Below are 19,294 nucleotides of genomic sequence, written 5' to 3'. Positions count from 1 at the left end.
GAGAAACCGCCAGCACAGGGAGCCATCGTGGAAGACCGGGAACAGCCCGATTCCTCCCCCCGCCAGCCCGCCCGCCCCGCGCGGAGCCGGCACCGGCGCGGGTTCGGTCCCGCCGGACTCTGGATGGTGCTGGGCGGCGCGGTGATCGTGCTCCTGCTGGTCTACGGGGCCGGCAGGCTCTTCGACGCGGCGAGTCCCGGGGCGGACCCGGAGCCGTCGGCGTCCCGCGACCCGTCCCCGGGCATCGACGGCGTCATCGCGCGCGACGTGCCGGCCGGGCAGCTGCTCGTCGGTGACTGCCTCAACGACTTCGGCGGCCCTTTGGGCACCGCGACGGTCGTCACCTGCCGGACGCCCCACACATCCCAGCTGATCGGCCTCGAAGCGCTGCCCGAGGGCGGATACCCCGGCGACGACCGGGCGACGGAGCTCGCCGAGCAGGCCTGCAAGGCCATCACCCTGTCGCCGGCCGCGGCGTTGTCGGGAAGCTGGAACTACGAGTTCAGCCGCCCCTCGCGGGCGACGTGGGAGGCGGGCGACCGGGGCGTCGCCTGCTTCCTCACGCTGACCGAGGGCCGGTCCTCCGATTCGTTGCTGCCCGCCGAGGGCCCGGCCGCCTAGCCCTTGGAGACGGTCAGCCCCTCGCCGTCGGCCAGGCCGACGGCGACGGTGTCCCCGTCGGCGATCTCGCCCGACAGGAGGGCCCGCGCCAGCCGGTCGCCGATTTCCCGCTGGACGAGCCGCCGCAGGGGCCGCGCGCCGTAGGCGGGGTCGAACCCGGTGAGGGCCAGCCAGTCGCGGGCGGCGTCGGTGACCTCCAGGCTGAGCCGCCGTCCGGCCAGCCGCGCGCCCAGGTCGGCGATCTGCAGGTCCACGATGCGGGTGAGCTGCTCGAGCGAGAGCGGATCGAACAGGATGGTGTCGTCGAGCCGGTTCAGGAACTCCGGCTTGAACGAGGCGTGGACGATGTTCATCACGGCGGCCCGCTTCTCCTCCCCGCTGAGGCCCGGGTCCACGAGGAACTGCGAACCGAGGTTGGACGTCAGCACCAGGATCGCGTTGCGGAAGTCCACCGTGCGGCCCTGCCCGTCCGTCAGGCGCCCGTCGTCGAGGACCTGCAGCAGGATGTCGAAGACCTCCGGGTGCGCCTTCTCCACCTCGTCGAGCAGCACCACGGAGTAGGGGCGGCGGCGGACGGCCTCCGTGAGCTGGCCGCCCTCCTCGTAGCCGACGTAGCCCGGGGGCGCCCCGACCAGCCGGGCGACGGAGTGCTTCTCCGAGTACTCGGACATGTCGACGCGGACCATCGCGCGCTCGTCGTCGAACAGGAAGTCGGCGAGGGCCTTGGCCAGCTCGGTCTTGCCCACGCCCGTGGGGCCGAGGAAGAGGAAGGACCCGGTGGGCCGGTCGGGGTCGGAGATCCCGGCGCGGGCCCTGCGGACGGCGTCGGAGACCGAGGCGACGGCCTGCTCCTGCCCGATGAGGCGCTGCCCCAGGAAGGACTCCATCTCCAGCAGCTTCTGGCTTTCGCCCTGCAGCATGCGGCCGGCCGGGATGCCGGTCCATGCGGAGATGACCTCGGCGATGTCGTCGGCGGTGACCTCCTCCGAGACCATCGACTCCACCCGGTCCCCGCCTTGCTCGGCGGCCTGCGCGGCGTCGAGCTCGCGCTGCAGCTCCGGGATCTCCCCGTAGAGCAGCCGCGAGGCCCGCTCCAGGTCGCCCTCGCGCTGGAGCTTGTCCGCCGTGGAACGCAGCTCGTCGAGGCGGACCATCAGGTCGCCGACGCGGTTCAGTCCGGCCTTCTCGGCCTCCCACCGCGCGTTGAGCGCGTCCAGCCGCTCCTTCTTGTCGGCCTTGTCGGCGCGTAGCGCGGCCAGCCGTTCCACGGACGCGGGGTCGGTCTCGTCCTCCAGCGCGAGTTCCTCCATGGTCAGGCGGTCCACCTGCCGGCGCAGCCGGTCGACCTCCTCCGGCGCCGAGTCGATCTCCATGCGCAGCCGCGACGCGGCCTCGTCGACGAGGTCGATCGCCTTGTCCGGCAACTGCCGCCCGGAGATGTACCGGTTGGACAGCGTCGCGGCGGCCACCAGCGCGGAGTCGCCGATCGAGACCTTGTGGTGCGCCTCGTAGCGTTCCTTGAGCCCGCGCAGGATGCCGATGGTGTCGTCGACGGACGGCTCGCCGACGAAGACCTGCTGGAAGCGCCGCTCCAGCGCCGGGTCCTTTTCGATGTTCTCGCGGAACTCGTCCAGCGTGGTGGCGCCGATCAGCCGCAGTTCGCCGCGGGCGAGCATCGGCTTGAGCATGTTCCCGGCGTCCATGGCGCCCTCCGACGCGCCGGCGCCGACCACGGTGTGGATCTCGTCGATGAAGGTGACGATCTGTCCGTTGGAGTTCTTGATCTCCTCGAGCACGGCCTTGAGCCGCTCCTCGAACTCCCCGCGGTACTTGGCGCCCGCAATCATCGACGCGAGATCCAGGGCGATGAGCGACTTGCCCCGGAGGGACTCGGGCACGTCGCCGGCGACCATGCGCTGCGCGAGCCCCTCGACGACGGCCGTCTTGCCGACGCCCGGCTCGCCGATGAGCACGGGGTTGTTCTTGGTGCGCCGCGACAGCACCTGGACGACGCGGCGGATCTCGGCGTCGCGGCCGATGACCGGGTCCAGCTTGCCCGAGCGCGCGACCTCGGTGAGGTCCGTGCCGTACTTCTCCAGCGCCTGGAACGTGCTCTCCGGGTCCTGGCTGTCCACCTTGCGGTCACCGCGGATCCCGGGCAGCGCCGCGCGCAGGGCCTCCGGCGTCGCTCCGGCCGACCGGAGGAGTTCGCCGGCCCGGCCCGCGTCCGCTGCCAGCCCCAACAGCAGGAATTCCGTGGAGACGTAGCTGTCGCCCTGGTCGGCGCTGGACTGCTGGGCGGCCGTCACGACCTGCAGGATGCCGCGCGAGTACTGCGCCTGCGCCACGGAGGTGCCCGACGAGCTCGGCAGCGCCTTGATCGCGGCACTGGCCTGGATCGACACGGCGTCCGGGTCGACCCCGGCGGCCCGGAGCAGGGCCACGGCGACGGACTCGCGCTTGTCCAGCAGCGCCTTGAGCAGGTGCACCGGCTCGACCTGCGGGTTGCCCGCGGTCGACGCGTTCATTCCGGCGGCGGAGAGCGCCTCCTGGCTCTGGGTGGTGAATTTCGTGTCCACGGCGGATCCTTCCTCTGCATGGTGCGGCCACTCAAACTTGAGTCTACTCCACTCAACTTCACCACAGCGGCGAATATTCCGCGGGCGTCCGACGTCGGACGGCCGCACCGGGGGCGCCGCCGCGCCGCCGGCGCGGGCCGGACGCCGTCGGACCCGGTCCCAGCCCCGGCGCCGTGCCCTCGGGGCCGGCTCGGGTCGCGCCGCGCCCCGGGGTCAGCGCCAGGCGGGCTGCGCGGGCGGGCCGCCGAAAAGACCACCGGAAGAGGGCACGATCTCCTTGCCGAGCGGCACGAGGGAGACGGGAATGAGCTTGAGGTTGGCGATCCCCAGGGGGATGCCGACGATGCTCACGAACATGGGAATGGCCGTGATGACATGGCCGAGGGCGATCCACCAGCCGGCCACGATGATCCAGATGACGTTGCCGATCATCGAGAGGACGCCGGGCCGCCCGCCGCGGTCCACGATCGTGCGCCCGAAGGGCCACAGTGCGTAGTTGGCGATCCGGAAGGACGCGATGCCGAAGGGGATGGTCACGATGAGGAGGCAGCACACGATGCCGGCCAGGAAATAGCCGATGGCGAGCCAGATGCCCCCGAAGACCAGCCAGATCACGTTGAGCACCACTGCGAGGGGTCCGTTCATGGTCCCATTCTGTTGCACAAAGCCACTCAAGGCTAGAGCGCTTGGCCCCGCGCGGGCCGCACGACCGGCCGCCGCACGAGTGACAAAATGTGTGGTCAGCCCACAATCGCGGTAGCGCGACGCCCCGGCCGCGGACATAATGGGGGGATGCCTGCACCGCACCAGCCGTCCGCGGGGCGCGCAGCCCCGACCCGCCCCGCGTTCAGGGGATGGTCCGCGCTCTGCGTCGCCGCGCTCGCGGCGTCGTCGCTCGCGGCCTGCACCCCGCAGGCACCGGATCCCGCGCCCACGGCGCGGGTCTTGGCCGACGCCTTGCGCGACGGCGACCTCACCGGCGTCCCGCTCGCGGACGGCGACGCCGCCGCCGCGACGGCCCTCGAAGAGGCCTTCGGAGACCTGGGAGACGCCACGCGCACCGTGACGGTCGAGGAGGTCACCGTCGACGAGAACACCGACGGCTCCGACGGGGCCCCGACCGCGTCCGCGCGGCTTCGCACGGTCTGGGACCTCGACGGCCCCGATGCCTCCGCGGCCCCCGCCGCGGCGGCCGACCGTCGCGCATGGAGCTACACCACCGAGGCGAGGATGGAGTACGACGACGACGCGGAGGCCTGGGAGGTCCGCTACGAGCCCGCGGTGGCCGTTCCCGGCCTGCGCGACGGCGAGTCGCTCCGCCTGCGAACCGTTTCCGCGGCGCGCGGGGACATCCTCGGCGCCGGGGACCGCGTCCTCGTCACCGACCGCGCCGTCGTCCGCCTCGGCATCGACAAGTCCCTCATCGACGCGGCGCAGGCCGGTCCGAGCGCCCGGCGCCTCGCCGCCCTGGTCGGGATCGACGCCGCCGACTTCGCGACTCGCGTCGAGGCGGCCGGCGCGAAGGCCTTCGTGGAGGCGATCGTCCTGCGCGACGACGGGTCGCTGGAGGTCACTGCGGCGGAGGTGGCGGAAATCCCCGGCGCGCGCTCCCTCGGGGACCGGATCCCGTTGGCGCCGACGCGGACCTTCGCCCGAGCCGTCCTCGGATCCGTCGGCGAGGCCACCGCGGAGCTCGTCGAGGAGTCCGGCGGTCGCCTGTCCGCGGGAGACACCGCGGGATTGTCCGGGCTCCAGGCCGCGTACGACGAGCGTCTGGCCGGCACGCCCGGGCTGGCCGTGTGGACCGTGCCGGCGCCCGGGGGGACGACGGAGCCCGCGTCGGGGGCTGCCGCGTCGGGGGATGCCTCCGCCGAGGGGCCGGAGGACGCCGCCGAGCCCCGGCTGTTGTTCGAACGTCCCGCGGTGGACGGCGAGCCGCTGGAGACCACGCTCGACGCTCCGGTGCAGACGCTCGCCGAGCGGGTTGTTGCCGGAGCGGACTCGCCCAGCGCGATCGTGGCCCTGCGGCCCTCCGACGGCGCCGTGCTGGCGGCCGCCAACGGCCCGGCCACGAACTCGTTCAACACGGCGATGCTGGGGCAGTACGCGCCGGGCTCCACCTTCAAGGTCGTGACCGCCCTGGCGATGCTCCGCTCCGGCTACACGCCCGCTTCCGCCGTCGACTGCCCGCAGACCACCGTCGTCGACGGCCGGTCGTTCAAGAACTACACCGGGTACCCCGAGGCCGGCCTCGGCGCCATCACGCTGGCCGAGGCGATCGCGCAGTCGTGCAACACCGTGTTCATCCAGGCCAGCGACGACGTGCCGATGTCCGCCGTCGCCGAGGCCGCCGGCTCGCTCGGCCTCGCGGAGGAGCCCTCGGTCGGGGCCGCCGCGTTCCTCGGGTCGGTCCCGGCCGAGGCCACCGGCACGGAACACGCCGCCAACATGATCGGCCAGGGAGTGGTGCAGGCCTCGGTGTTGGGCATGGCGACCGTCGCCGCCTCCGTGTCCGCGGGCTCGACCGTCCGGCCGCGGCTCGTGGCGGACCCGGAGCCCCCCGCCGGCCCCGCCCCCGAGGTCCCGCTCACGGCGGGCGAGGCCGACCAGCTGCTTTCCATGATGGGCGGCACCGTGGACCACGGCACCGTCACGGACCTGCAGGACGTCCCGGGTCCCCCGGTCGCGGCCAAGACGGGAACGGCGGAGTACGGGGACGGCAGCGAGGACCTGCGGCACACCTGGGTCATCGCCGTGCAGGGCGACCTGGCCGTCGCCGCCTTCGTGGAGACGGGCTTCTCCGGCGCCGAGACCGGCGGCCCGCTGATCAAGGAGTTCCTGACCGGGGCGCAAGAGCTGGGGTCCGCGGGCGGCTAAAATTGAGCCAATGAGCACCCCCGAGGACCACAAGGCACCCACGAGCGGCCTCGCTGCCAACGACCTGAGCTACTACCGGACGGAACCAGTGTCCTTCGTGCGGCGCGGTTCGCGCCTGCACGGGAAGCGGCAGGACGCCTGGGAGCGCCAGTCCGGACGCTACCTCCTCGAGGTGCCGCGGCACCACGCGGACACGTCGGTGCGCGAGGACTTCGGGTTCGATCCGGAGCGGGCCTTCGGCCGCGACGCCCCGCTGACGGTGGAGATCGGGTCGGGGCTGGGCGAGGCCGTGGCCGACGCCGCCGAGCGTCACCCCGAGCGGAACTTCCTGGCGGTCGAGGTCTACCGCCCGGGGCTCGCCCAGCTGATGGTGCGCATCGAGCAGCGGGGCCTCACCAACGTCCGCGCCGTGCAGGCCAACGCGCCCGAGGTCCTGGACGTGATGCTGGCGCCCGGTTCGGTCGACGAGTTGTGGGTCTTCTTCCCGGACCCGTGGCACAAGGCCCGGCACCACAAGCGGCGCCTGGTGAAGGAGTCGTTCGCGGACAAGGCGGCACGGGTCCTGGCGGACGGAGGCACCTGGCGCCTCGCCACCGATTGGTCCGACTACGCCGAGCAGATGCGCGCGGTGCTCGGCGGCTCGGCGGCGTTCGCCAACCTGCATCCGGGCGAGCGGGGCGGCGCGGACGGCCCGCTCGCGCTGGTGCGCCGCGGCGGCCTCGAGGGGCAGGACCGGGAGCCGGGGTTCGAGGACGCGACGGGCGGTTGGGCCCCGCGCTTCGAGGGCCGGATCCTCACGAGCTTCGAGGGCAAGGCCCTGCGTGCCGGGCGGCTGGTCTTCGATCTGGCCTACGCCCGGGTCTAGGCCGACGCCCCGCCCGGCGGAAGCTCGGTGGACGCCTCCGGGCCAAGCGCCGCCGCGTAGGCGCCGAAAAGCCGTCCGGTGTCCTTGTCCGCGTCCTCCACGTAGCCACCGACCGACTCGCGCAGCTCCGCCAGGCAGGCGTGCCATCCCGCGCCGTCCCGCGCGCCGCGGCCCCGCCCGTCGAGCGAGGCCGCGAACACCAGCCGCGTCCCGGCGTCGTACTCCTCCAGCGTGATCCTCAGCGAGTCCCCCTCCCACGTGAAGGCCAGCTCGCGGCCCGGCTCGACATCCGTGACCTCCCCGCGCATCAGGTCGGCGTCGGGTTCGTCGGGAAAGGTGAAGGCGAGTTCACGGCCGGGCGTCCACTCCCCCACGATGGTCGCGGGGAACCACGACCGCAGGCCGTCTCGGGTCGTGACCGCGATCCAGGCGTCCCACCGGTTCACCGGAAGGTCGACCCGGTAGGTCAGCACCCAGCGGCTGCCCGCCGGAGTGAACGTCGCCATTTCCATCGCATCAGCGCTCATGGCGTCATTCTACGGCCGCGGACCCGGCCCGCCGAGACCCGTGAGCGGCACACGACCGGTGGTCACCAACGCGAGGTTGCGCAGCGACTGCGTGCCCGGATCCCGGTAGCCGTAGGACGGGGACCGGGATCCGGGCACGAACCGGGAGGTGTTGTGCCCCGTGACGGGCAGCAGGCCGAGCCCGGGCAGCCCGTCGACGCCGAACCGCCGTCCCTCGAGCAGGGCGCGCCCGCTGAGCAGGCGCCCGGCGCGCGCCAGATGGTCGTCGGCGGCGACGCCCTCGAAGAGGCTCCCGCCGGGCACGCCGAGCAGCGCGGGTTCCCGGGCCAGCCGCCGCGGCATCCCCGCGGACCCGGTCGTCGCGAGCGCGTCGATGCGGACGGCGCGGTGGGCGGAGGCCAGCGAGGACAGGGCGTGCGCGGCCAGCGTGGCCCCGTAGGAGTGCGCCTCGACGGCGGTGTGCGGTGCGTCCGGGCGGAGCCGCGCGAACGTGAGCAGGTCGTGCGTGAGGCGTTCGACGGCGGCGCGGGCGGAGGTGTTGAAGACGGCGCGCAGCAGGCCCGGGGCGGGATAGCCGAGCCAGGCCACGACGGCCGGGTCCTCGGCGCCGACGGCGCGCTGTTCCAGGAGGAGCTGGCCGGCCTCGCGGACCGTGCCCCACATCGCCGTCGCCGCGCGGATGCCCGAGCCGGAGATCTGCCAGGTGACGTGGGTGGCCGCGTCGAGGTCCCCGACGGCCACCGCAGCGAGCGGCTCGGGCCCGTCGAGGTCGAGGTAGAGCAGGTGCCGCGGCGGGATCGCGGGGTCCATGGACCCGGCGCGCAGCGCGTGCGCGACGCCGTCCAGCGCGGCCCGGCGGCGCTGCGGCAGGGCGGCGCGCCGGTCTTTGGCCGCGGCGAACCTGAGCTCGGCCCACCGGGTCAGCTCGGAGTAGCTCTCGGCGCGGCCCATGCGGCTACTGCTGGGGACGCCAGAGCACCACGGCCTGGCTCCGGCCGCGCGGGCGCTGGCCCCGGGACAGGGTGACGACCTCCCCGGCGACACCGGCCGCGAACACGCGCGCCATCGGGGACCCGCGCCGGCCGGCGCGGGTGGCGTCCAGCTCGCGGGACAGCTCCGAGACGCGGGACTGCAGCGCGGCGACCTGGTTCTCCAGCTCCAGGATCCGGCGGATGCCCTCCAGCGAGACGCCGTCCTTGGACAGCCGCTGCACCTCGCGCAGGAGGTCGACGTCGCGCTGGCTGTAGCGGCGCTGCTTGCCGCGCTGCCGGGACGGCGAGACCAGGCCGAGCCGGTCGTACTGGCGCAGGGTCTGGGGGTGCATCTCGGCCAGCTCGGCGGCGACGGAGATGACGAAGACGGGCGCGAGTCGGTCCTCCGCCATGTCCTCCTCCTCCCCGGCCCCGGTCCTGCGGGGCCGCTCGATGCCGTGTCCTGGTGGGTTCCGCGCGGACGCGGGAGCCGTGCCGCCCGGCCGGGCGGCGCCGGCCTAGAGGGCGGCCTTCGCCGCCAGGCCGCGGCGCGGGTCCGCGTCGGCCGTCGCCGCGGCGAACGCGCGCACGGCCTCCTCGGCCTTGCCCCCGAGGTTCTGCGGAACGACGACGTCCAGGGTCACCAGGAGGTCGCCCGTGGCCTTGGCGGTCTTGACGCCGCGGCCCTTGAGGCGCAGGGTCCGGCCGGAGGACGATCCCGCGGGCACCTTCATCTTGACGGTCTCCCCGGTCAGCGTCGGAACGTCGATCTGGCCACCCAGAGCCGCCTCGGCGAACGTCACGGGCACGTGGATCCGGACGTTGTTGTCCTCGCGCGCGAAGAACGGGTGCGGCCGGACCGCGACCTTGACCAGCAGGTCGCCGTTGCCGGCGGGACCGCGCTGGCCCTTGCCCCGCACGCGGACGGTCTGGCCGTCCTTGATCCCGGCCGGGATCCGAACGTCGATGACCTCGCCGCTGGGCTCGCGCAGGCCGATGCTGGTCCCGTTGATGGAGCCGCCGAAGGAGATCGTGGTGCTCGCCGTGCGGTCCGCCCCCTTCTGCGGCGCCTGCTGGTAGCCACCCTGTCCGAAGCCCCCGCCGAACAGGTCCGCGAACTCGGGCGGCACCTGTCCGCCGCCGAAGCCGCGGGCCGACCCGCGCTGCTGGCCGCCCCCGCCGAACAGGTTGCCGAAGATGTCGTCGAAGCCGGCCCCGCCCGGCGAGCCCGCCGGCCCGCCCGCCGTGAAGCGGGCGCCCGAGCCCATGGCCCGGATGGCGTCGTACTGCTGGCGCTCGTCGGGGTCGGACAGCACCGAGTTGGCCTCGGTGATGTCCTTGAACCGGAGCTCCGCCGCGGGGTCGCCCGCGTTCGTGTCCGGGTGGTAGGTGCGCGCCAGCTTGCGGTACGCCTTCTTGATGTCGGCCTCGCTGGCGTCCTTGGAGACGCCCAATATGGCGTAGAAGTCCTTATCGACCCAATCCTGACTTGCCATCAGGCGCCTCCTTCCGAATCCGTGGGTGTGTTTGGCCGGGGATCCCGCCGGGACCCGGCCGCCGGGTCGCTCCAGGGGAACACCGCCCGGCCCGCGGCGCCTGGGCGCCGGAGGCCGGCCACCGGTCCGTGGACCGGAGGAAGGTGTTCCCCTGGGGTGTGCACGGGACTACTCGCCCGTGGAGACGATGACCTGGGCCGCGCGGATGACCCGCTCGCCCTTGCGGTAGCCGGGGCGGAGGACCTGGCCGACGTGGTCGGCCGGGATCTCCGCGTTCGGCTGCTGCATCAGCGCCTCGTGCACGGTGGGGTCGAAGGCGACGCCCGCGTCCGCGATCCGCTCGAGCCCGAAGTTCTCGAGGATGCCCTCGAGCTTCTTCGCGATGGAGGCGAACGGGCCCTCGTTCAGGTCCCCGTGCTGCTTCGCCGCGTCGAGGTCGTCCAGCACGGGCAGCAGCCCGCCGAGCACGGACTGCACCGCCAGCTCGCGCACGGCCTCCCGGTCGCGCTCGACGCGCTTGCGGTAGTTCACGTACTCGGCCTGCAGGCGCAACAGGTCGTTGCGCAGCTCGGCCTCGAGGTTGGGGGCCTCGCCCGGGGCGTCGAGCTCCTCGGCGGGCAGCTCGTTGAGGATGCGCTCCGCCTGCGCGAGCGCGTCGCCGGAGTCGTGGGCCTCGTCGAGCGGCGTGATGCCGTCGTGCTCGTCCCCCTGCGGGGCGCCGGAGCCGTCGGCCCCCGCGTCCCGCCGGACCTCGCCGGTCTCGGGGTCGATCTTGCGCTTGTCGGTGAAGCGCACGGGCTCTTCGGCGCCGTGCTCCTCTTCGTTGCCGTGGTGCGGCATGGTGGCGACCGCCTTACTTCTTCTCGTCTTCGTCGACGACTTCGGCGTCGACGATGTCCTCGTCGGATTCCTGGGCGGAGCCCGCATCGGCCGGTTCGCCGGCGGGAGCCGAGGACTGGGACTGGGCGTAGATGGCCTCGCCCAGCTTCGTCTGGGACGCCTGGAGCTTCTCGTACGCGGCCTTGACCTCGTCGTCGTTGTCCTGGGTCTCCAGCGCCTTCTTCAGTGCGTCGACGTCGGCCTGGACCTCGGTCTTGACGTCCTCGGGCAGCTTGTCCTCGTTGTCCTTGATGAGCTTGTCCACCGAGTACGCGGTCTGCTCCGCGTGGTTGCGGGTCTCGGCGGCCTCGCGGCGCTTCTTGTCCTCGGCCGCGTGCTCCTCGGCGTCGCGCACCATGCGGTCGATGTCGTCCTTGGACAGCGAGGAGCCGCCCGTGATCGTCATCGACTGCTCGGTCCCGGTGCCCTTGTCCTTGGCGGACACGTGCACGATGCCGTTGGCGTCGATGTCGAAGGTGACCTCGACCTGCGGGATGCCGCGCGGGGCCGGCGCGATGCCGGTCAGCTCGAAGGTGCCCAGCGGCTTGTTGTCGCGGGTGAACTCGCGCTCGCCCTGGAAGACCTGGATGGACACGGACGGCTGGTTGTCGTCCGCCGTGGTGAAGGTCTCGCTGCGCTTGGTCGGGATGGCCGTGTTGCGCTCGATGAGCTTGGTCATGACCCCGCCCTTGGTCTCGATGCCCAGGGACAGCGGCGTGACGTCGATCAGCAGCACGTCCTTGCGCTCGCCCTTGAGGACGCCCGCCTGCAGCGCGGCGCCGACGGCGACGACCTCGTCCGGGTTGACGCCCTTGTTGGGCTCCTGCCCGGCGAGCTCCTTGACCAGGTCGACGACGGCCGGCATGCGCGTGGACCCACCGACAAGCACCACGTGGTTGATGTCGGAGACGGTGATGCCGGCCTCGGCGATGACGTCCTTGAACGGCTTGCGCGTGCGCTCCAGCAGGTCCTTGGTGAGGTCCTGGAACTTGGCCCGGGACAGGTGCTCGTCCAGGTGGACGGGCCCGTCGGCGGTGACCGAGAGGTACTGGAGGGAGATGTTGGTGCTGGTCGCCGAGGACAGCTCCTTCTTCGCCTGCTCCGCGGCCTCCTTGAGGCGCTGCAGCGCGATCTTGTCCTTGGACAGGTCGGCGCCCTTGGACTTGGCCTGGGCCAGCAGCCAGTCGACGACGCGCTGGTCCCAGTCGTCGCCGCCGAGGCGGTTGTCGCCCGCGGTGGAGCGGACCTGGATCGTGGAGAAGTCGTCCTCGTCCTTGCCCACCTCGAGGAGGGAGACGTCGAAGGTTCCGCCGCCGAGGTCGAAGACCAGGATGAGCTCGTCTTCCTTGCCCTTGTCCAGGCCGTAGGCCAGCGCCGCGGCGGTGGGCTCGTTGACGATGCGCAGGACCTTCAGGCCCGCGATCTCGCCGGCCTCCTTGGTGGCCTGGCGCTCGGCGTCGTTGAAGTACGCCGGGACGGTGATGACCGCGTCGGTGACCTTCTCGCCCAGGTAGGACTCGGCGTCGTGCTTGAGCTTCATCAGGGTGCGCGCGGAGATCTCCTGCGCGGTGTACTTCTTGTCGTCGATCTCCACGGACCAGTCCGTGCCCATGTGGCGCTTCACGGAGGCGATGGTGCGCTCGATGTTGTTGACGGCCTGGCGCTTCGCGATCTCGCCGACCAGGACCTCGCCCGACTTGGAGAACGCGACGACGGACGGCGTGGTGCGCGCGCCCTCGGCGTTGGCGATGACGGTGGGCTCGCCGCCCTCCAGAACGGAGACGACGGAGTTGGTGGTTCCGAGGTCGATGCCTACGGCACGGGACATGATGCTGCCTTCTTTCCTGGGGAAACCGGTGGGTTCGCGCTGCCCGGAGACCGGGTTGAGCGTTCTGCACTCAACCCTACGCCGACGGATTTCAATGTCAAATCAAACTTGAGCACAGCAGGCTCAAGTTCGGCCCGGGGCCGCCTCGGGCCGGGGGGGGCTGCGGCGGAATGGCGCGCCGGCGCCCGGCCTCCGCGCGGGCGGCGCCGCGCGTTCGCCCTCGGCGATACGCCGAGTCGGGGCGTTTCCGCGGCCGTGGCGGCGCTCCCGGACAGGCCCGCAGGGGGGGCGGAGACGGCCGCCGCGGTGCCGAGCACGACATTTTTTGTCAATCTATTCCTAATCGTGCAATGGATGCTTTACAGGAAGTGTTTCAGGGAGTAGCTTTCACTGCAGACGGCCACGACGCACCGGGGCCGCTCGCCTGAGAGAAAGGTCCCCCATGGGAAAGCACCACCTCGGTTTCGGCCTCGTCGCCGTCGCCGCACTCGTCTCCGCGCTCGCCGCGTCGGCTCCCGCCCAGGCGGCCACGTCGGCGCAGCCCGCGGTCGCCAGCCACACGGTCGCCGCGACCGAAACCCCGGACGGCTACTGGACGTCCGAGCGCATGCGCTCCGCCGTCCCCGGTGACGTCCTGGCCGACCGCGCCGTCTGGCGCGCGTCCTCGACCGCCGTCGGACACGTCGCCCGTGGACTGGAACAGCGCGTGGCCGGGATCGAGGCGAAGGCCTCCGCGCAGACCAAGGCGGCCAAGCCCAAGCCGAACGCGCTGAGCACCGCGGAGTCCGTGGTGCCGCACATCGGCAAGGTCTTCTTCACGCTGGGCGGGCAGAACTACGTGTGCTCCGGCAACTCGGTGGCCGCCGCGAACAAGAACACGGTCTCCACGGCGGGCCACTGCCTGAACGAGGGGCCGGGGGCCTTCGCCACGAACTTCACGTTCGTGCCCGCGTACGACAACGGGGCCGCCCCCTACGGGCAGTGGAACGCGCGGTCCCTCCACGCCCCGACGCAGTGGAGCAACGCCGGGGACATGACGTACGACACCGGCTTCGCCGTCGTCTCCCCGCGGAACGGGCAAAACCTCGCCGACGTCGTCGGCGCCTCGGGGCTGTCCTTCAACGCGGCGCGCGGCCAGACGTACAAGGCGTTCGGCTACCCGGCGGCGTCCCCGTTCACCGGACAGAAGCTGATCTCCTGCACCGGACCGGCCTCCAACGACCCGTACAACCCGCAGTTCGCCGCGCAGGGCATCCCCTGCGACATGACCGGCGGGTCCTCCGGCGGGCCGTGGTTCCTCGGCACGAGCTCCTCCGGCTACCAGAACACGGTCAACAGCTACGGCTACGGATCCCGGTCCACGGTCATGTACGGCCCGTACTGGGGCTCGGTCGTGCAGTCGACGTACCAGACGGCGGCCTCGAGCTAGGGCGCGGCGGGGACCTCCGACACGCGAAAAAGCGGGGTGCGGCACCACATTGGTGGTGCCGCACCCCGCTTGTCCGTGCGGCGGCGGGGTCCCGGCGGACCCGGACCCCGGAGCCGCTCGTGCTTCTGGTCGGGCTGGTCCTGCCGGTCGGCCTCGTCCATCTGATCGGGACAGTCCGGCTGGTTGGACTAGTCCTTTTGGTTGGACTGCGGCGCGGTCGCGCGGCGGCTGCCGCGAGACCGGCCCGAGCGCACGGCGCCGGCCGCCGCGGCGGCCGCGTTCTGGCCCAGCGCGTCGGCGATCGTGTTGCCCTGGCCACGGCTCGGACCCGCGCCGGCGGGACGGTGGGCAGCGATGCCCTGCGAGGACGAGGTGTGGCGCGGCCCGCTCGGGCGGCCGCCGGTCGCTCCGCCGGACTTCTGGCCGGAACGGCCTCCCGCGGCGGCGGACTTCGGGGCGCCCTGGCGGCGTGCGACATCGCGGTCGGCGCGCCCGCCCTCGGTGCGCGCGGCGTCGGAGCGGCCGGAGCCGCGCGCGGCGCCGGCGCGCGGAGCACGCTCGGCGGAACGGCCGGAGCCCTGGCCCGCGGACGGCTGGCGCCCGCGGCCGCGGCCGCGGCCCGCTCCCGCATCGCCCGACGACGCCGTGCGGCGCTGCGGGGCCGGGGCCTGCGGAGCGACGTAGGCAACCTCGGCGGCGCGGTCCCCGATGACCGCGGTGACCGCGGCGGAATCCGGGGACACGGATTCGAACGGCACCTTCAGGCCGGCGGCCTTGAGGAGCGATCGGACGTCGCCCTGCTGGTCCGGCGTCACGACGGTGACGACCGTGCCGTCGCTCCCGGCGCGGGCGGTGCGGCCCGAGCGGTGGAGGTAGGCCTTGTGCTCGGACGGCGGATCGATGTGGACCACGAGCTCGACGCCGTCCACGTGCACGCCGCGGGCCGCGACGTCGGTCGCGACCAGGACGCGTGCCTTGCCGGAGGAGAAGGCCTCCAGGTTGCGGTCGCGGGCGTTCTGCGAGAGGTTGCCGTGCAGGTCCACGGCGGGGACGCCGGACTTGGACAGCCAGACGGCCATCTTCTTGGCGTGGTGCTTGGTGCGCATGAACATGATGCGGCGCCCCTCGCCGGAGGCGAGCTCGCGGACCAGGTCCTTCTTCGCGTCGGCGTCGACCACGAACACGTGGTGCTCCATGGTGTTCACGGCGGCCTGCGGCGCGTCGACGGAGTGCGTGACCGGGTGGTCGAGGTAGCGCTGCACGAGCTTGTCGACCCCGTTGTCCAGCGTCGCCGAGAACAGCATGTGCTGGATGCCCCGCGGCGCGCGGTCGAGGATGCGCTTGACGACCGGCAGGAAGCCGAGGTCCGCCATGTGGTCGGCCTCGTCCAGGACGGAGATCTCCACCTGGGACAGGTCGACGCAGCGCTGGTTCAGCAGGTCCTCGAGCCGGCCGGGGCAGGCAATGAGGATGTCGACGCCGGCGTTGAGGTCCTTCTCCTGGCGGACCTGGGAGACCCCGCCGAAGACGACGGCGGTGCGCAGGTTCGCGGACTGGGCCAGGGGGATGACGACCTTGCTGATCTGCGTGGCGAGCTCGCGTGTCGGCGCCATGATGAGGGCGCGGGGGAAGCGGGCACGCCGGGGCTTCGGGTTGGCCACGAGCCGGGCGACGAGCGGGAGCGAGAACGCCAAGGTCTTGCCGGAGCCGGTCTGGCCGCGGCCGAGGACGTCCTTGCCGGCCAGGGTCGACGGCAGGGTGGCCTCTTGGATGGGGAAGGCCGATTCGATCCCCTGTGCGGAGAGGACGTTGGCCAGTTCGGCGGGCACGCCGAGGGACAGGAAGGAAGCGGTCATGGCTGCTTTCGGTCGTTGCTGCGCGCAACCGGGTCCGGCGCGCGTTGTCGCCGAAGAAAAGGAATGCCTGGGCCCGTGTTCACAGGCTCCGCCGGCGCACCCCGGGGGCGGCCGGCCTTCCGCCGCGGCGCTGCTGCACCGTGGTGCGGCGCGCGGCGGGAAAAGGATCAAATCTGTCGACGCATGGTTCCCCCGGGCGGGTTTCACTCCCGCCGCGGCGAAGCCACAGTTGACGAGTCTAGCAGTGACGGGGGCGGAGCCCGTCATCGCGGCCGTGGCGGGGGTCCGGACCGGCCGGTCCGGACCCCCGCCGCACGTCCCCGCGCCTAGGCGCGGACGGCTTCGCGCTCCCGCGCGTCCTCGCTCGGCCCGGGAGCGGGAGCGGACGGGGCGCCGGCGTCCTCGCGCCCCAGCCGGCTCGGCCACCAGATGCGGCGCCCGATGTCGTGGGCGAGCGCGGGAACCAGCAGGGTCCGGACGACCAGCGTGTCCAACAGCACGCCGAAGGCCACGATGAAGCCCAGTTGCACCAGGAACATGATCGGGATCACGCCCAGCGCGGCGAACGTGGCGGCCAGCACGACCCCGGCGGAGGTGATGACGCCGCCGGTGACGGCGAGGCCGCGCCGGATGCCGTCGCGCGTCCCGTGCTTGAGAGCCTCCTCGCGGACGCGTGTCATGAGGAAGATGTTGTAGTCCACCCCCAGGGCCACGAGGAAGACGAAGCCGAACAGCGGGACCGACGGGTCGGCCCCGGGGAAGCCGAACACGCCGTCGAAGACCCAGGCGGACACCCCCATGGCCGTCCCGTAGGACAGGAGCGTCGTCGCGATGAGCAGCACGGGCGCGAGGACCGAGCGCAGCAGCAGCATGAGGATCAGCAGGATCGCCGTCAGCACGAGCGGGATGATCTTCACCAGGTCCGCCTTCGCCGTGGTGTTGGTGTCCAGCGCGGTCGCCGAGACGCCGCCGACGAGCCCGTCCGGGGTGCCCGCGTGCACCACGTCGCGCAGGGCGAGGACGGTGTCCGCCGCGGCCGCGGAGTCGGCGGCGTCCTCAAGCGTGATGGAGATCAGGACGCGGCCCTCGATCTCCTGCGCCGGCCGGTCCGCGGGGGCCGCCCCGGCATCGGGTCCCGTGCCGACGCCGGGCGGGGGCCCCGCCTGCGCGTCGGTGCCGGCGGACTGGTCCGCGGCGGTGAGGGCGGGTCCGCCGTCCTCCGCCTGGAGGTACGCGGAGCCCACGCCTTCGACGCCCCGCACCGTCTCGAGGAGCGCCTCGCCGTCCTCCGCCGCGACAACGGCGTAGGCGGGGCTGCCTGACCCGGCGTCGAAGTGCTCCGCGAGCACGTCCTGCCCCGTGGCGGACTGCGTCTCGCCCAGCACCAGCTCGCTCTGTGGCACGCCGGAGGCCTGCAGTTGGGTGAGTCCGAGGCACCCTGCCGCCAGGAGCAGGGTGGTGGCGATCCACACCGGCCGGGGGCGGCGGCCGACAAAGGACGCCACGCGCGCCCAGAGACCGGACGGCTCCTCCGAGACCGGCACGGTCTTGGGGATGAACGGCCAGAAGGCGGCGCGGCCGAAGAGTCCCAGCAGGGCCGGCAGCAGGGTCAGCGCCGCGAGCACGGAGAAGACGATCCCCGAGGCGGCGATCGGGCCGAGCGCCTTGTTGGAGTTCAGGTCGGAGAACACCAGGCAGAGCAGGCCCACGGTCACGGTTCCGGCGGAGGCCAGGATGGGCTCCGCCGACTTCCTCATGGCGGTGGCCACGGCAGTGAAGCGGTGCTCACCGTGGCTGAGCGCCTCCCGGAAGCGCGCCACGTACAGCAGCGCGTAGTCGGTGGCGGCGCCGATGACCAGGATGGAGAGGATCCCCTGGCTTTGCCCGTCCAGGCTGATCCACCCCGCCTTGGCCATGTAGAAGACCGCCAGGATCGCCGCGCAGAGTGCCGCCACCGAGGTGAACAGCACGGTGATGGGCAGCAGCAGCGACCGGTACACGAGCAGCAGGATCACCAGGACCGCCGCGAGCGCCACCCCCAGCAGGATGCCGTCGATCCCGCTGAACGCCTCGACGAGGTCCGCCGTGAAGCCGGCCGGGCCCGTGACGTACGGCATGGCCCCGGCGGGCACGGAGCCGGCCAGCAGCGCGCGCATCTCGGCGACGGCGGCCTCGACGTCGGCGCCCGAGTCCAGCGGCACGATGAGCTGGACGGCGTTGCCGTCCTCCGAGGGGATCGGCCCGACGATGTCGCCGTTCACGGCCGCCACCGCGCCGAGCCCGTCGACGGCGGGGGCGAGCGACGCCGGATCCAGGGCGGACTCGGACTCGACCACGACGACGGCGGGGATCGTCGAGGAGTCGCGGAACCTGTCCTGCCACTCCAGGGCCCGGGTGGCCTCCGCCGACGCGGGGAGGAAGGAGGCCTGGTCGTTGGACTGCACCTCGTCCAGCTTCCCGAAGGTCGGCCCGCCCACCCCCGCGACACCGAGCCAGAGCAGCACGATCGCCACGGCGGCCAGCGCGCGGCCGATTGCGGCCTTCGTTCCGCGCCCCGGACCGCGGCCGGTCCCCCCGCCGCGGCCGCCGCGCGCCCGACGGCCGGAACCGTTTCGGGCCCGAGGGACACCGAGGGCGCCGGGACCGCCCCCGGCGCGGTGCTTGGCGGTCCGGTCCGCCGCGCCCGCCGCGGCTTCGGTCGGCCCTGCCGCCTCGGGCGCCGCCGCCGATTCGCTCGCGTGGGGTGCCGCGGATGTCTGCCGGCCGTCGACGGCCGATCGCTTCTCGTTCATGGTGCCCAGTCCTCCGGGTGCGGATGATCAACTTCCACGCTAGAATAGTTCCATCATGGAGAAAGATCAAACGATCACTAGACTGGGCGCATGCGCAACCCGGCCACGGCTCGACTAGTCAAGCTCCTGCAGGAGTTTGTCCAGTCCTCCGACCGCTACGTCGACGCCACGGGCGGGCGCAACAGGATGCACCGCACCGACATGAACGCGCTGTCGGTGGTGATGCGCTACGAGCTGGCCGGCTCGCCCCCGACCCCCAGCGAGCTCGGGCGCGAACTGAACCTGAGCTCCCCGGCCACCACCGCCCTGCTGGACCGGCTCGAGCGGTCGGGGCACGTCGTGCGCGAGCGAGTGGACACCGATCGGCGGCGGGTCCGCGTCCGGATGACCCCGAAGGCCTACGAGGACGGCGGCCGCATGTTCGGCCCGCTGGGTAAGGAACTCGCCGCCGTCATCGCCGGGTACTCGCCCGAGCAGGTCGAGATGCTCTCGGGCTTCATGGAAGACGCCGTCGCGGCCGTCAACCGCGCGGCGAAACATCACGACACCTGAGCCGCGCCAACGCGTCCCGGCG

General features: G+C 72.7%; 15 protein-coding genes. 5 read left to right on the top strand and 10 right to left on the bottom strand.

Annotated elements, in window-relative coordinates; translation table 11 throughout:
- The first annotated feature begins 27 nt into the window (after positions 1-27).
- Positions 28-621: a septum formation family protein gene (locus tag ACETWP_RS09305; protein WP_373971956.1), complete on the top strand. Its 594-nt coding sequence runs from the start codon at positions 28-30 to the stop codon at positions 619-621.
- On the opposite strand, the gene clpB is transcribed toward ACETWP_RS09305, so the two are convergent.
- Positions 618-3,200: an ATP-dependent chaperone ClpB gene (clpB, locus tag ACETWP_RS09300; RefSeq protein ID WP_373971955.1), complete on the bottom strand. Its 2,583-nt coding sequence runs from the start codon at positions 3,198-3,200 to the stop codon at positions 618-620. The genes ACETWP_RS09305 and clpB overlap by 4 nt on opposite strands.
- Positions 3,201-3,413: 213 nt before the next feature.
- Positions 3,414-3,845 carry a YccF domain-containing protein gene (locus tag ACETWP_RS09295; RefSeq protein ID WP_373971954.1) on the bottom strand — a complete coding sequence of 144 codons (432 nt, stop codon included), beginning with the start codon at positions 3,843-3,845 and terminating at the stop codon, positions 3,414-3,416.
- Positions 3,846-3,992: 147 nt separating this feature from the next.
- Here ACETWP_RS09295 and ACETWP_RS09290 point away from each other — a divergent pair, with 147 nt between their 5' ends.
- Positions 3,993-6,077, top strand: coding sequence for a penicillin-binding transpeptidase domain-containing protein (locus tag ACETWP_RS09290; RefSeq protein WP_373971953.1), 2,085 nt, complete (start codon positions 3,993-3,995; stop codon positions 6,075-6,077).
- 10 nt (positions 6,078-6,087) lie between these two features.
- Positions 6,088-6,942: a tRNA (guanosine(46)-N7)-methyltransferase TrmB gene (gene trmB / locus ACETWP_RS09285; protein ID WP_373971951.1), complete on the top strand. Its 855-nt coding sequence runs from the start codon at positions 6,088-6,090 to the stop codon at positions 6,940-6,942.
- Here trmB and ACETWP_RS09280 read toward each other — a convergent pair.
- The 6 genes from ACETWP_RS09280 to dnaK all read right to left on the bottom strand — a co-directional run bounded on the left by ACETWP_RS09280 (position 6,939) and on the right by dnaK (position 12,643).
- On the bottom strand, positions 6,939-7,469 hold the full coding sequence (locus ACETWP_RS09280) for an SRPBCC domain-containing protein (RefSeq protein ID WP_373971950.1): 531 nt from the start codon (positions 7,467-7,469) through the stop codon (positions 6,939-6,941). The genes trmB and ACETWP_RS09280 overlap by 4 nt on opposite strands.
- A gap of 9 nt (positions 7,470-7,478) precedes the next feature.
- On the bottom strand, positions 7,479-8,420 hold the full coding sequence (locus ACETWP_RS09275; protein ID WP_373971949.1) for an alpha/beta hydrolase: 942 nt from the start codon (positions 8,418-8,420) through the stop codon (positions 7,479-7,481).
- Positions 8,421-8,424: 4 nt separating this feature from the next.
- On the bottom strand, positions 8,425-8,853 hold the full coding sequence (locus ACETWP_RS09270) for a heat shock protein transcriptional repressor HspR (RefSeq protein ID WP_373971948.1): 429 nt from the start codon (positions 8,851-8,853) through the stop codon (positions 8,425-8,427).
- A 105-nt stretch (positions 8,854-8,958) separates the two neighbouring features.
- Complete coding sequence (locus tag ACETWP_RS09265) at positions 8,959-9,936, bottom strand: DnaJ C-terminal domain-containing protein (RefSeq protein WP_373971947.1); 978 nt, start codon at positions 9,934-9,936, stop codon at positions 8,959-8,961.
- Positions 9,937-10,104: 168 nt separating this feature from the next.
- Entirely contained in the window at positions 10,105-10,776 is a 672-nt protein-coding gene (locus tag ACETWP_RS09260; protein ID WP_373971946.1) for a nucleotide exchange factor GrpE, read from the bottom strand.
- A 13-nt stretch (positions 10,777-10,789) separates the two neighbouring features.
- Positions 10,790-12,643 carry a molecular chaperone DnaK gene (dnaK, locus tag ACETWP_RS09255; RefSeq protein WP_373971945.1) on the bottom strand — a complete coding sequence of 618 codons (1,854 nt, stop codon included), beginning with the start codon at positions 12,641-12,643 and terminating at the stop codon, positions 10,790-10,792.
- Between the two features lie 442 nt (positions 12,644-13,085).
- On the opposite strand from dnaK, the gene ACETWP_RS09250 reads away from it, so the two are divergent.
- Positions 13,086-14,072, top strand: a complete 987-nt coding sequence (locus ACETWP_RS09250) for a trypsin-like serine peptidase (protein WP_373971944.1) — start codon at positions 13,086-13,088, stop codon at positions 14,070-14,072.
- A gap of 188 nt (positions 14,073-14,260) precedes the next feature.
- Here ACETWP_RS09250 and ACETWP_RS09245 read toward each other — a convergent pair whose 3' ends face one another.
- On the bottom strand, positions 14,261-15,928 hold the full coding sequence (locus ACETWP_RS09245; RefSeq protein ID WP_373971943.1) for a DEAD/DEAH box helicase: 1,668 nt from the start codon (positions 15,926-15,928) through the stop codon (positions 14,261-14,263).
- A gap of 326 nt (positions 15,929-16,254) precedes the next feature.
- Positions 16,255-18,720, bottom strand: coding sequence for an MMPL family transporter (locus ACETWP_RS09240; RefSeq protein WP_373971942.1), 2,466 nt, complete (start codon positions 18,718-18,720; stop codon positions 16,255-16,257).
- Positions 18,721-18,810: 90 nt separating this feature from the next.
- Here ACETWP_RS09240 and ACETWP_RS09235 point away from each other — a divergent pair, with 90 nt between their 5' ends.
- The gene (locus ACETWP_RS09235; protein WP_373971941.1) at positions 18,811-19,272 is read left to right on the top strand and encodes a MarR family winged helix-turn-helix transcriptional regulator; all 462 of its coding nucleotides are present in this window, start codon (positions 18,811-18,813) and stop codon (positions 19,270-19,272) included.
- The last annotated feature ends 22 nt before the right edge of the window (positions 19,273-19,294 follow it).

Origin of the sequence: Arthrobacter halodurans, from assembly GCF_041877255.1 — a bacterium.
In the GTDB taxonomy this organism is placed as follows: Bacteria; Actinomycetota; Actinomycetes; order Actinomycetales; family Micrococcaceae; genus Arthrobacter_N; species Arthrobacter_N halodurans.
Note: the sequence above shows the minus strand (reverse complement) of the source record. Positions and strands in the feature narration are given on the sequence as shown.

Coding starts and splice junctions, on each gene's coding strand:
- ACETWP_RS09295 (WP_373971954.1), bottom strand. CDS start 3,845: ATGAACGGACCCCTCGCAGTGGTGCTCAACGTGATCTGGCTGGTCTTC.
- ACETWP_RS09290 (WP_373971953.1), top strand. CDS start 3,993: ATGCCTGCACCGCACCAGCCGTCCGCGGGGCGCGCAGCCCCGACCCGC.
- trmB (WP_373971951.1), top strand. CDS start 6,088: ATGAGCACCCCCGAGGACCACAAGGCACCCACGAGCGGCCTCGCTGCC.
- ACETWP_RS09280 (WP_373971950.1), bottom strand. CDS start 7,469: ATGAGCGCTGATGCGATGGAAATGGCGACGTTCACTCCGGCGGGCAGC.
- ACETWP_RS09275 (WP_373971949.1), bottom strand. CDS start 8,420: ATGGGCCGCGCCGAGAGCTACTCCGAGCTGACCCGGTGGGCCGAGCTC.
- ACETWP_RS09270 (WP_373971948.1), bottom strand. CDS start 8,853: ATGGCGGAGGACCGACTCGCGCCCGTCTTCGTCATCTCCGTCGCCGCC.
- ACETWP_RS09265 (WP_373971947.1), bottom strand. CDS start 9,936: ATGGCAAGTCAGGATTGGGTCGATAAGGACTTCTACGCCATATTGGGC.
- ACETWP_RS09260 (WP_373971946.1), bottom strand. CDS start 10,776: ATGCCGCACCACGGCAACGAAGAGGAGCACGGCGCCGAAGAGCCCGTG.
- dnaK (WP_373971945.1), bottom strand. CDS start 12,643: ATGTCCCGTGCCGTAGGCATCGACCTCGGAACCACCAACTCCGTCGTC.
- ACETWP_RS09250 (WP_373971944.1), top strand. CDS start 13,086: ATGGGAAAGCACCACCTCGGTTTCGGCCTCGTCGCCGTCGCCGCACTC.
- ACETWP_RS09245 (WP_373971943.1), bottom strand. CDS start 15,928: ATGACCGCTTCCTTCCTGTCCCTCGGCGTGCCCGCCGAACTGGCCAAC.
- ACETWP_RS09240 (WP_373971942.1), bottom strand. CDS start 18,720: ATGAACGAGAAGCGATCGGCCGTCGACGGCCGGCAGACATCCGCGGCA.
- ACETWP_RS09235 (WP_373971941.1), top strand. CDS start 18,811: ATGCGCAACCCGGCCACGGCTCGACTAGTCAAGCTCCTGCAGGAGTTT.